General features: G+C 64.2%; 9 protein-coding genes. 1 reads left to right on the top strand and 8 read right to left on the bottom strand.

Translation table 11 applies throughout. The features are described 5' to 3' along the window. Positions 1-5: 5 nt before the first annotated feature. The 5 genes from PAQ31011_RS05530 to prpB all read right to left on the bottom strand — a co-directional run bounded on the left by PAQ31011_RS05530 (position 6) and on the right by prpB (position 7,572). On the bottom strand, positions 6-1,463 hold the full coding sequence (locus tag PAQ31011_RS05530) for a bifunctional 2-methylcitrate dehydratase/aconitate hydratase (protein WP_150574804.1): 1,458 nt from the start codon (positions 1,461-1,463) through the stop codon (positions 6-8). Between the two features lie 49 nt (positions 1,464-1,512). Then, on the bottom strand, positions 1,513-2,709 hold the full coding sequence (prpF, locus tag PAQ31011_RS05535; protein ID WP_150574805.1) for a 2-methylaconitate cis-trans isomerase PrpF: 1,197 nt from the start codon (positions 2,707-2,709) through the stop codon (positions 1,513-1,515). An 11-nt stretch (positions 2,710-2,720) separates the two neighbouring features. Next, positions 2,721-5,321, bottom strand: a complete 2,601-nt coding sequence (gene acnD / locus PAQ31011_RS05540; protein ID WP_150574806.1) for a Fe/S-dependent 2-methylisocitrate dehydratase AcnD — start codon at positions 5,319-5,321, stop codon at positions 2,721-2,723. A gap of 181 nt (positions 5,322-5,502) precedes the next feature. Continuing rightward, a complete protein-coding gene (gene prpC, locus PAQ31011_RS05545; protein WP_039397407.1) occupies positions 5,503-6,654 on the bottom strand; it encodes a bifunctional 2-methylcitrate synthase/citrate synthase in 1,152 nt (383 codons plus the stop codon). Positions 6,655-6,681: 27 nt separating this feature from the next. Next, entirely contained in the window at positions 6,682-7,572 is an 891-nt protein-coding gene (gene prpB, locus PAQ31011_RS05550) for a methylisocitrate lyase (RefSeq protein ID WP_039397405.1), read from the bottom strand. A 336-nt stretch (positions 7,573-7,908) separates the two neighbouring features. Here prpB and prpR point away from each other — a divergent pair, with 336 nt between their 5' ends. Then, positions 7,909-9,951, top strand: coding sequence for a propionate catabolism operon regulatory protein PrpR (gene prpR, locus PAQ31011_RS05555; protein WP_343031664.1), 2,043 nt, complete (start codon positions 7,909-7,911; stop codon positions 9,949-9,951). A 54-nt stretch (positions 9,952-10,005) separates the two neighbouring features. On the opposite strand, the gene PAQ31011_RS26320 is transcribed toward prpR, so the two are convergent. From PAQ31011_RS26320 to PAQ31011_RS26555, 3 genes are all read right to left on the bottom strand, one after another. Continuing rightward, positions 10,006-10,167: a hypothetical protein gene (locus tag PAQ31011_RS26320; protein WP_174984361.1), complete on the bottom strand. Its 162-nt coding sequence runs from the start codon at positions 10,165-10,167 to the stop codon at positions 10,006-10,008. A 186-nt stretch (positions 10,168-10,353) separates the two neighbouring features. Then, entirely contained in the window at positions 10,354-11,154 is an 801-nt protein-coding gene (locus PAQ31011_RS05560) for a MetQ/NlpA family ABC transporter substrate-binding protein (protein ID WP_150574807.1), read from the bottom strand. A 453-nt stretch (positions 11,155-11,607) separates the two neighbouring features. After that, positions 11,608-11,853: hypothetical protein (locus PAQ31011_RS26555; protein ID WP_217424838.1), on the bottom strand; the 246-nt coding region annotated here is incomplete at its 5' end.

Here is an 11,853-nt window from a genome sequence, read left to right on the forward strand (position 1 = left end):
TCCCCTCACACCATCAAGTCCACAAACTGATGGACGGGCATGGCTTCGAGTCGCTGCTGATCCAGTGCCACGTCGAGAATGCGTGCCTGCGCCCGCGCGGCGAAGCGACGCGTGAGATTCGTTCTGAACTTCTCCACCAGCAACGGGATGCCTTCGTCGCGACGTCGCTTATGGCCGATCGGATACTCGACGAGCACTTCATCGAGCACCGTACCGTCGTTCAGCGTGACGGTCAGGCCGTTAGCAATCGAACGCTTGTCGGGATCGTGATAGTCGCGGGTGAATTGCGGGTCTTCCTCGCACACGATGCCCGCACGCAATGCATCGATGCGCGGGTCGGCAGCCACATCGTCTTCGTAGTCGGCCGCTGTCAGCCGTCCGAACAGCAACGGCACCGCCACCATGTACTGGATGCAGTGATCGCGGTCCGCCGGATTGGCGAGCGGCCCTTGCTTGTCGATGATGCGAATCGCCGCCGCGTGCGTGCGAATCTTCACCGAGCGGATGTCCTGCGCGCTACGCCCCATCGCCAGCAACTGACGGTGCAACGTCATCGCGGCCTCGGCCGCCGTCTGCGCATGGAACTCGGCCGGAAAGGAAATCTTGAACAGCACGTTCTCCATCACATACGACCCGTAAGGCCGCTGGAACGCGAACGGCTTGCCTTTGAACAGCACGTCGTAAAAGCCCCACGTCTTTGCCGTGAGCACCGACGGATACCCCATCTCGCCGGTGCGCGCCATGAGCGCGAGACGCACCGCGCGGCTCGTCGCATCGCCTGCCGCCCAAGACTTGCGGCTACCGGTGTTCGGCGCGTGACGATACGTGCGCAGGCTCTGCCCATCGACGAACGCCAGCGAGAGCGCATCGATCAGTTCGTCGCGCGACAGGCCCAGCATTTCGCCGACGACTGCCGTCGACGCCACCTTGACCAGCACCACGTGATCGAGCCCGACCTGATTGAACGAGTTCTCCAGCGCGAGACACCCCTGAATCTCGTGCGCCTTGATCATCGCCGTGAGCACGTGCCGCATCGTCAGCGGCGGCTGCCCCTGCGCCACCGCCGTGCGCGAGAGCCAGTCGGCCGTCATCAGAATGCCGCCGAGGTTATCCGACGGATGCCCCCACTCGGCCGCCAGCCACGTGTCGTTGAAGTCGAGCCAGCGAATCATCGCGCCCAGACTGAACGCGGCCTGCACCGGGTCAAGCTGATACGGTGTGCCCGGCACCTTTGCGCCGTTCGGCACGACGGTGCCCGGCACAATGGGGCCGAGCAGCTTGGTGCACGCGGGATAAGAGAGCGCTTCGAAGCCGCACCCAAGCGTGTCGATGAGACAGTTGCGTGCGGTGTCGAAGGCGGGATCGCTGCGGATCTCGTAGGTCAGGACGTAGTCGGCAATGTCCGTCAGGACTTTGTCGGGCGAGGGACGCACATTCGCAACGTTCGAAGCACCTGCGGACATTGACGACCTCCTGTGAGGCGAGACAGTTCGGTACCGGGTCAGCGCCCGCTCAGAAGGCATCTCCCGGAATACGCACCCAGCCTTCCATCAGCACACGGGCACTACGGCTCATGATGGCCTTCGTGACCGTCCATTCGCCGCCTTCCTTGTTGGCTTCCGCCCCGACACGCAATGTGCCGGACGGATGACCGAAGCGTACCGCGTTACGCTCACCGCCGCCGGCCGCCAGATTCACGAGCGTGCCCGGAATCGATGCTGCCGCGCCGATACACACGGCTGCCGTGCCCATCATCGCGTGATGCAACTTGCCCATCGACATCGCGCGCACGAGCAGATCGACATCCGCAGCGTTCACCGCCTTGCCGCTCGACGCCGTGTAGTCCGCCGGTTTCGCCACGAACGCGACCTTCGGCGTGTGCTGACGCGTAGCCGCTTCCGACACATCCTTGATCAACCCCATGCGAATCGCGCCGTGCGCACGGATCGTCTCGAACATGGCGAGCGCCTTCGGATCGCTGTTGATGGCGTCCTGCAACTCGGTGCCCTTGTAGCCGATCTCCTCGGCGTTCAGGAAGATCGTCGGGATGCCCGCGTTGATCATCGTCGCCTTGAACGTGCCCACACCGGGGACTTCCAGATCGTCGACGAGATTGCCGGTCGGGAACATGGCACCACCGCCGCCATCACCCTCTTCTTCGGCGGCCGGGTCGAGAAATTCGAGCTGCACTTCGGCGGCCGGGAACGTCACGCCGTCGAGTTCGAAGTCGCCGGTTTCCTCCACCGCACCGGCCGTCATCGGCACATGTGCGACGATCGTCTTGCCGATGTTGGCCTGCCAGATGCGAACGACGGCCACGCCATCGCGCGGCACGCGCGCCGGGTCCACCAGCCCGCCGCTGATCGCGAACGGGCCGACGGCCGCCGACAGATTGCCGCAGTTGCCGCTCCAGTCGACGAACTTCTGGTCGATGGAGACTTGCCCGAACAGATAGTCCACATCGTGCCCGGGGCGCTCGCTCTTGGCGATGATGACCGTCTTGCTGGTGCTCGACGTCGCGCCGCCCATGCCGTCGATCTGCTTGCCGTACGGGTCCGGACTGCCGATCACACGCATGAGCAATGCGTCGCGGGCCGCGCCCGGGGTCTGCGCGGCGGCGGGCAGGTCCTGCAAGCGGAAGAACACGCCCTTGCTCGTGCCGCCACGCATGTACGTGGCGGGAATGCGAATTTGTGGCTGATGCGCCATCACATCTCTCCTCAGGCGGCTGCCTGCGACGATTCCAGAAAGTCCTGCGCGAAGCGCTGAAGCACCCCGCCCGCCTCGTAGATCGAGACTTCTTCGGCGGTGTCGAGACGGCACGTCACCGGCACCTCGACGCGCTCACCGTTCTTGCGATGAATGACCAGCGTCAAGTCGGCACGCGGCGTGCGCTCGCCGATCACATCGAACGTCTCGCTGCCGTCGATGCCCAGCGTCTTGCGGTTCGTGCCCGGCTTGAACTCCAGCGGCAACACGCCCATGCCGACGAGGTTGGTGCGGTGAATGCGCTCGAAGCCTTCGGCGACGATGGCTTCGGTGCCCGCCAGACGCACGCCCTTCGCCGCCCAGTCACGCGACGACCCCTGACCGTAGTCGGCGCCGGCGATCACGATGAGCGGCTGCTTGCGCGCCATGTACGTCTCGATGGCCTCCCACATGCGCGTCACGCGGCCTTCCGGCTCGATGCGCGCGAGCGACCCCGCCTTGACCTGACCGTCAACCACGACCATCTCGTTCTTGAGCGTCGGGTTGGCGAACGTGGCGCGCTGCGCCGTGAGGTGATCGCCACGGTGCGTCGCGTACGAGTTGAAGTCCTCTTCCGGCAGGCCCATCTTCGCGAGGTATTCGCCCGCAGCGCTGTCGGCCATGATGGCGTTCGACGGCGAGAGGTGGTCGGTCGTGATGTTGTCGCCGAGCACGGCCAGCGCGCGCATGCCGCTCAGCGTGCGCTCACCGGCGAGTGCCCCCTCCCAGTACGGCGGGCGGCGGATATACGTGCTCATCTCACGCCAGTCGTACAGCGGCTCGGCCCGTTCGCCGTGATCCACCGATGCGGCAAACATCGGCTCGTACACACGGCGGAACTGCTCCGGTTTGACGCTGCTCGCGATGATGGCATCGATCTCTTCGTCGCTCGGCCACAGGTCGGCGAGCCTGATCGGCTTGCCGTGAGCGTCGACACCAAGCACGTCCTTCTCGATATCGAAGCGGATGGTCCCGGCAATGGCGTAAGCGACCACCAGCGGCGGCGAGGCGAGAAACGCCTGCTTCGCATACGGGTGAATGCGGCCGTCGAAGTTGCGGTTGCCCGAGAGGACAGCCGTCGCGTACAGGTCACGCTCGACGACTTCCTTCTGGATCACCGGATCGAGCGCACCCGACATGCCGTTGCACGACGTGCACGCGTAGGCGACCACGCCGAAGCCGAGCGCCTCCAGTTCCGGCAGGAGACCCGCTGCTTCCAGATACAGCGTGACGGCCTTCGAGCCGGGCGCGAGCGAACTCTTGACCCACGGCTTGCGCACGAGGCCCGCGCGGTTGGCGTTGCGCGCGAAGAGACCCGCCGCGATCATGTTGCGCGGGTTGTTGGTGTTCGTGCAGCTCGTGATGGCGGCGATGATAACCGCGCCATCCGGCATCAGTCCCGGTTCGTTCTCGACCGTGCCGCTGATGCCACGTGCAGCCAGTTCGCTCGTCGGCACACGCTTATGCGGGTTCGACGGACCGGCGATGTTGCGCACCACGCTCGACAGATCGAACGTCAGCACGCGCTCGTACTCGGCCTTCGTCAGCGTATCGGCCCACAGACCGGTTTGCTTCGCATAGGTCTCGACCAGCGCGACGAGCGCGTCGTCACGGCCGGTGAGTTTGAGGTACTTGATGGTTTGTGCGTCGATGTAGAACATCGCTGCCGTCGCACCGAACTCCGGCGCCATGTTCGAGATCGTCGCGCGGTCGCCCAGCGTGAGGTTCGCAGCCCCTTCGCCGTAGAACTCCAGATACGCGGACACGACCTTTTCCTTACGCAGGAATTCGGTCAGCGCGAGCACGATGTCCGTGGCGGTAATGCCCGGCTGCGGCTTGCCCGTCAGCTCCACACCGACGATGTCCGGCAAACGCATCCACGACGCGCGCCCAAGCATCACACTCTCCGCTTCCAGCCCGCCCACGCCAATGGCGATCACGCCCAGCGCATCGACCATCGGCGTGTGCGAATCGGTGCCCACGAGCGTATCGGGATAGGCGACACCGTCCGCCACCTGAATCACCGGGCTCATGCGCTCGAGATTGATCTGGTGCAGGATGCCGTTGCCCGGCGGAATCACGTCGACGTTGCGAAACGCCTTCTTCGTCCAGTTGATGAAGTCGAAGCGGTCTTCGTTACGACGATCTTCGATGGCGCGGTTCTTCGCGAACGCATCAGGGTCGAAGCCGCCACACTCGACGGCCAGCGAGTGATCGACCACCAGTTGGGTCGGCACCACCGGGTTGACCAGCGCCGGGTCACCGCCTTGCGCCGCGATGGCGTCGCGCAGGCCGGCGAGGTCGACGAGCGCCGTCTGACCGAGAATGTCGTGGCACACCACACGGGCGGGGAACCACGGGAAATCGAGATCGCGACGTCGCTCGATCAGTTGCTTGAGCGAGTCGGTGAGCGCGGCCGGATCGCAGCGGCGCACGAGATTTTCGGCCAGCACGCGCGAGGTGTACGGCAGCGTGTCGTAAGCGCCCGGGGCAATGGCCTCGACGGCAGCACGGGCGTCGAAGTAATCGAGCGACGTCCCGGGCAGGGATTTACGGTATTCGGTGTTCATCATGTGAGGAAGGTGTCGGCCCGGCCGGTGGCAGTTTGGCGCGCACGGTGTGTGCGATGCGCGATGCGTATAACGAAGCAGCGACGGAAAAGCACGGAACTGCGACGCCCCGGCTCAGGCGCGGAACGGCAGCAGGAATCCCGCTACTGCCGTTCCCCGGCCCTCGCCGAGGCGCTGAACAGACTTAACGCTTGTCGATCGGCACGAACTGCTGATCTTCCGGACCGGTGTAGTTAGCGCTCGGACGAATGATCTTGTTGTCGATGCGCTGCTCGATGATGTGCGCACTCCAGCCCGACGTGCGCGCGATCACGAACAGCGGCGTGAACATTGCCGTCGGCACGCCCATCATGTGATAGCTCACGGCGCTGAACCAGTCGAGGTTCGGGAACATCTTCTTGACGTCCCACATCACCGATTCCAGACGCTCGGCAATGTCGTACATCGCCGTATTCTGCTGTTCTTTCGACAACTCGTGTGCCACTTCCTTGATGACCTTGTTGCGCGGATCGCTCACGGTGTAGACCGGGTGACCGAAGCCGATGATCACTTCCTTGTTCTCAACGCGCTGACGGATGTCGGCCTCGGCTTCGTCCGGCGAGTTGTAACGCTTTTGCACTTCGAACGCGACTTCGTTCGCGCCGCCGTGCTTCGGACCGCGCAGCGCGCCGATAGCACCGGTAATCGCCGAGTGCATGTCCGACCCCGTGCCCGCGATCACGCGTGCGGTGAAGGTCGATGCGTTGAATTCGTGCTCCGCGTACAGAATCAGCGAGGTGTGCATCGCGCGCACCCACTGGTCCGACGGCTTCTCGCCGTGCAGCAGATGCAGGAAGTGACCGCCAATGCTGTCGTCGTCCGTTTCCACGTCGATGCGCACGCCATTCTGGCTGTAGTGATACCAGTAAAGCAGCATCGAGCCGAGGCTGGCCATCAGACGGTCGGCGATGTCGCGTGCGCCCGGAATGTTGTGATCGTCCTTCTCCGGCAGCACGGTGCCGAGCACCGACACGCCGGTGCGCATCACGTCCATCGGGTGGGCGGCGGCCGGCACGGCTTCGAGGGCGTCCTTCACAGCGGCGGGCAGGCCGCGCAGCGCCTTGAGCTTGGCCTTGTAGCCACGCAGTTCCGCCACGTTCGGCAGCTTGCCGTAGACCAGCAGATACGCGATCTCTTCGAACTCCGAGGTCTGGGCCAGATCCAGAATGTCGTAGCCGCGATAGTGCAGATCGTTGCCCGAACGGCCCACGGTACACAGCGCCGTGTTACCTGCGGTCACACCCGACAGGGCGACGGATTTCTTCGGCTTGAAGCCGGTGGCAGTCGTCTCGCTCATGCTCATTCCTCCAGGATCAGGGGTTCGTTATTTCTGTTGGGCGAACAGCGCGTCGAGCTTCTGTTCGTAAGCGTGGTAGCCGATGCTCTCATAGAGCTCGGCGCGCGTTTGCATCGTGTCGAGCACAGCCTTTTGCGTGCCGTCGCGACGAATCGTGTGATAGACGTTTTCCGCCGCCTTGTTCATCGCTCGGAATGCCGAGAGCGGATACAACACCAGACCGACCTGCGCGCTCTTGAGTTCTTCCACGGTGAACAGCGGCGTCGAACCGAACTCGGTGATGTTCGCGAGCACAGGCACCTTCACGGCGTCGGAGAACTGGCGGTACATCGGCAGTTCGGTCATCGCTTCGGGGAAAATCATGTCGGCACCCGCCTCGACGCACGCACACGCGCGGTCGATGGCGGCCTGAAGACCCTCGACGGCCAGTGCATCGGTGCGGGCCATGATGACGAAATTCTCATCGGTGCGTGCGTCGACGGCCGCCTTGATGCGGTCGACCATCTCCTGCTGCGTCACGATCGCCTTGCCGGGACGATGGCCGCAACGCTTCGCGCCCACCTGATCTTCGATATGCATCGCGCCCGCGCCGAACTTGATGAGCGACTGCACCGTGCGTGCAATGTTGAAGGCCGACGGACCGAAGCCCGTGTCGACGTCCACCAGCAGCGGCAGATCGCACACGTCGGTAATGCGGCGCACATCGGTAAGCACGTCGTCGAGCGTCGAGATGCCCAGATCGGGCAACCCCAGCGAACCGGCAGCGACACCGCCGCCGGACAGATAGATCGCCTTGAAACCGGCCGCCTTGGCAAGCAGCGCGTGGTTGGCATTGATGGCACCGACAACCTGCAACGGTTGCTCGGTCTTGACGGCCTCGCGGAAGGCGGCGCCGGCCGAACGAATGGTTTGCGTCACTTGAATCCCTCGGTCGTGTCTTGCGCGCCGGATGGACGGAATGCCACCGGATCGCACGTGGGTTGAATAGCAGGCTTCTGAATAGCAATGGCCGTGCCAGCCGGTCGGGCGCTCGCGCATCGCCGCTCGCTTCACCGCGCTAACGCATTCATTTATCGACGGAAATTCTTCGCCTGCATGACGTTTACGTCAAGGTAAATGTCACTTTAGGGCGAATGTGACGGTCGCACCGCGTTTCAATTTGAAACACATAATGAAACATATCGTCGCAACATGCTACGATTCGACGCATACCCCTTGCCGTCAGCCACCATGTCGAATTCGATACCCACTGAGATGCCGTCCCGCCTGCCTGCGAGTGCCGCAGGCGTGGCGCGTGCGCCCACGGTTCCTGCGATGCGAAAGCCGGTGATCTGGGCCGTCGGCATCAGCAAGCTCGGCGAGCTGTATCGCGATATCGTGCCGGACTACGCCGCACAGGCCGACGTCCACATCGTCGACAAGGGATACGAGGCCGTGATCGAAGCGCTGGAGCGCTTGCCCGCGGGGAGCGTCGACGGTATCGTCGCAGCCGGATCGAACGGCGATTTCCTGCGGGAGCGTCTTGCGTTGCCCGTGGTGCTGGTCAAAGTCACCGGCTCGGACGTGATGCACGCGCTGGCCCGCGCGCGGCGCGCCTTGCCCGCGTCGTCCCCTGACTCGCGCATCGCGCTCGTGTCATACGCGCGCCCTGCCGCCGAGTTCGAACGCTTCAAGAGCGCCTTTCATCTCGACATCTCCCAGCACACTTATGTCGATGCCCAGAATGCCGAGGACCTCGTGCACCGGTTGCGCGACGACGGCATGGCCGTCATCGTCGGGCCGGGTCTCGTCACGCAACTGACCGAGCGCGCCGGCCTCACGGGCATCTTTCTCTACTCGCAGGATTCGGTGCGCGCAGCGTTCGACACGGCACTGGAAGTCGCGCGTCTCGGGCGCATCGAAGCACAACGGCGCGAGCGTCTCGATACGGTGTTGCGGCATCTGCACGAAGGCGTGGCCGCGGTCGATCTGAACGGACGCATCGAAGCGATCAACGCATCGATGGCCGGGATTCTCGGCGTGACGGCAGCGGACGCCGTCGGACGCACGCTCGACACCATCGCGCCCGCGCTCGACATCGCCCGCACGCTGGAGAGCGCGAGCGCCGAGCTCGAAGCGATCGTCTCGATGGCGGGCAAGACGTGGGTCATCAACCGCATTCCCCTGCTGGATCAGGGCACGCTCACGGGCGCGCTCGTGACGTGTCAGGACTCGCAATCGTTCGCCCGTGTGGATCGTTCATTGCGCTCGCGCCATCGTCCCCGGCATCTCGTGGCGCGCTACCGGCTCGACGATCTGATCGGCGATTCGGCGGCGATGACGCAAGTGCGCGCGCTCGCGCGCCGCTATGCGCAGACCGATTCGACGGTGCTCGTGCATGGCGAGAGCGGCACGGGTAAGGAATTGCTCGCGCAAGGAATTCACAACGCGAGCCGTCGCCGCGACTATCCGTTCGTCGCCATCAACTGCGCCGCGTTTCCGGAGACGCTGCTCGAGAGCGAGTTGTTCGGGTATGAAGACGGCGCATTCTCCGGCGCGCGACGCGGCGGCAAAGCCGGTCTGTTCGAGACGGCGCACAACGGCACGATCTTTCTCGATGAAATCGGCGAGATGCCGATGCCGCTGCAAACCCGGCTGCTACGCGTGTTGCAGGAGCGCGAAGTCCTGCGTCTCGGCGCGAACGAACCGGTGCCTTGCGACGTGCGCGTGATCGCTGCCACGCACCGCGATCTTCGCCAGCAAGTCGCGGCCGGGCTGTTTCGCGAAGACCTTTACTACCGTCTGAATATTCTGCGCATGGTGCTGCCCCCGCTGCGCGAGCGCATGGACGACCTGCCGCGCCTCACGCCGCTGTTCCTTGAGCGCGCGCTGGCCCGGGCGGGCGCGCGTATGAGCGTCGATGCTTTACAGGCGTCGCTATTGCCGCTGCTCGCGAGCTATCGCTGGCCGGGGAACGTTCGGGAGCTGGAGAATTTGCTGGAGCGCATTGCGGTCGTGTGCGCCGATGTCGTCGATGCTCGCGAGATTAGCCGTGCGCGACTGATCGAGATCGCGCCGGAGCTTGGCACGACACCGCCACCGACCGCGTTCGATGTTTCAGAAGCGAACGGTGGGCGGATAAGCGTCGCAACCGTCGAAGGGACAGACGCCCCGATGACCGGGCGCGCGCGTCGTGCGGCCGAGGAGCTGGCACGCATTCACTCGACGCTGGCCGCCTGTGGCGGCGACCGCAATGCCGCATGCGAAGCGCTCGGCATCAGCCGCTCGACGCTCTGGCGAAAACTTCGCGCCGGGTAATGCGCGTCCTGTGCGCGTCCTGCGCGCGTCCCACGAATATCCAGCGCGAATACCTCAGTGCTGATGACGAATGCGGTCCCACATCTCGTGCCAGTCAAGGCGCTTGTGCGCGGCCGGCTCATCGTGATGCGTGACCCAGAAGTGGTCGACGAGCATACCGATGGCGAAGCCGACGAGCAGCGCCACCAGCATCATCGAGACATTGATCATGGACATGGCGGCCTCCCGTCGAAAGGAATCACACTTTCATTCTAGTCAAACGCCACCGTGCCAGCGACGCAAAATATCAGGCGTGAGGACGTAAAAAAGCCGGGGTCGAAATGAACCGACCCCGGCTGTTTCATTTGACGCGAGCTACCGCCCATCAATGCGCGAGACGCGCATCCCACGGCATTTCAATGCTTACCACGTCGCTATCAGCGCACCCTTGAATTGCGTGTCGATGAAGTGCTTCACTTCTTCCGAATGGTAGGCGTCGACCAGTTGCTTGACCCACGGCTTGTTCAGATCTTGCGTGCGCACGGCGATCAGGTTGGCGTACGGGCCCTTCAGGTCTTCGATGGCGATGGCGTCACGCTGGGGCACCAGACCCGCCTGTGCGGCGAAGTTCGTGTTGATCGACGCAGCGTCCAGATCCGGCAATGCGCGCGGCAGTTGTGCGGCTTCCAGTTCGCGGATCTTGAACTTCTTCGGGTTCTCGATATCGAGCGGCGTGATGTTCTTGCCATCCAGACCCGGCTTCACCTTGATCAGACCTTCCTTTGCCAGCAGACGCAGCGCGCGGCTACCGTTCGACGGATCGTTCTGAATACCGATTTGCGCGCCGTTCGGCAGATCCTTGAGCGACTTGTACTTCTTCGAATAGAAGCCCAGCGGCGAAACGTAAGTGAGGCCAGCCGTCGTGAGCTTGTAGCCACGGTCCTTGACCTGGCTATCGAGGAACGGCTTGTGCTGGAAGCCGTTGGCGTCCAGGTCGCCGGCGTCGAGCGCGGCGTTCGGCTGTGCGTAGTCACTGAATTCGACGATCTTGATGAACAGGCCGCGCTTTTCAGCCACCTTTTTCACCACTTCGAAGATCTGCGCGTCCGAGCCGGCCATCGTGCCGACCTTGAGGGGCTTGTCGGCCGTCTGGGCCGAGGCACCGAGAGAGGCCAGCGCAAACGTTGCGCCGAGGAACGCATTGATCAGTTGACGAGACAGCATGTGCGATTTCTCCTTTTTGCTTATGTGGTCCGACGCCTGTTGGGCGTCGTTGCGAGGGGGAGCGGGCCTGTTGAGCCCGCAACGGTCACGCGCGACAGACATACCAGCCACGGCCGCATGGCGATGTCGGGCGACCCAGACCCCGGATGCTGCCACAACTGCGGGTTTACACGAAATACATAATCGGTATTTCGATATCCCCTGAGCGTATCGATAGGCGGCGTCCATCAAAAAAAACGCCCCCTCGGATCACCGAAGGGGCGCTTCGCCGGGAGAACAGCCTGATCACGGGCCGGGGGGGTGGCACGGCTGGCGGCAACGCCGCCAGCCGGTCGCGTCAGGAACCGACGAACAACCTGCGAGACTCGCTACACCATCAAGCTCAACCGATGCGAGGGCCAGTGCCTGCACGCGCTGTGCCGAACGCGTGCAGGCCCCACACCCACCACTAGCTCAGGGACATGGCTCCTCGCCAGCCTGGCCGTTCATCGCGCATCCGCCGCCACCGCCGAAACCGCTGGGGCCGCCGAATGCAGCCAATCCGCCGCCGCCGGCAGCGCCGCCGATGCCACGGCCGCCGGGACCACCGACGCCACCGCCACCGCCGCTGCTTGCGCCAACACCACCACCGGTGCCGCCGCCTCCGCCGCCGGTGCCACCACCGCCACCACCGCCACCGCCGCCGCCGCCACCGCCACC

Origin of the sequence: Pandoraea aquatica (assembly GCF_902459565.1) — a bacterium.
Taxonomy (GTDB): domain Bacteria; phylum Pseudomonadota; class Gammaproteobacteria; order Burkholderiales; family Burkholderiaceae; genus Pandoraea; species Pandoraea aquatica.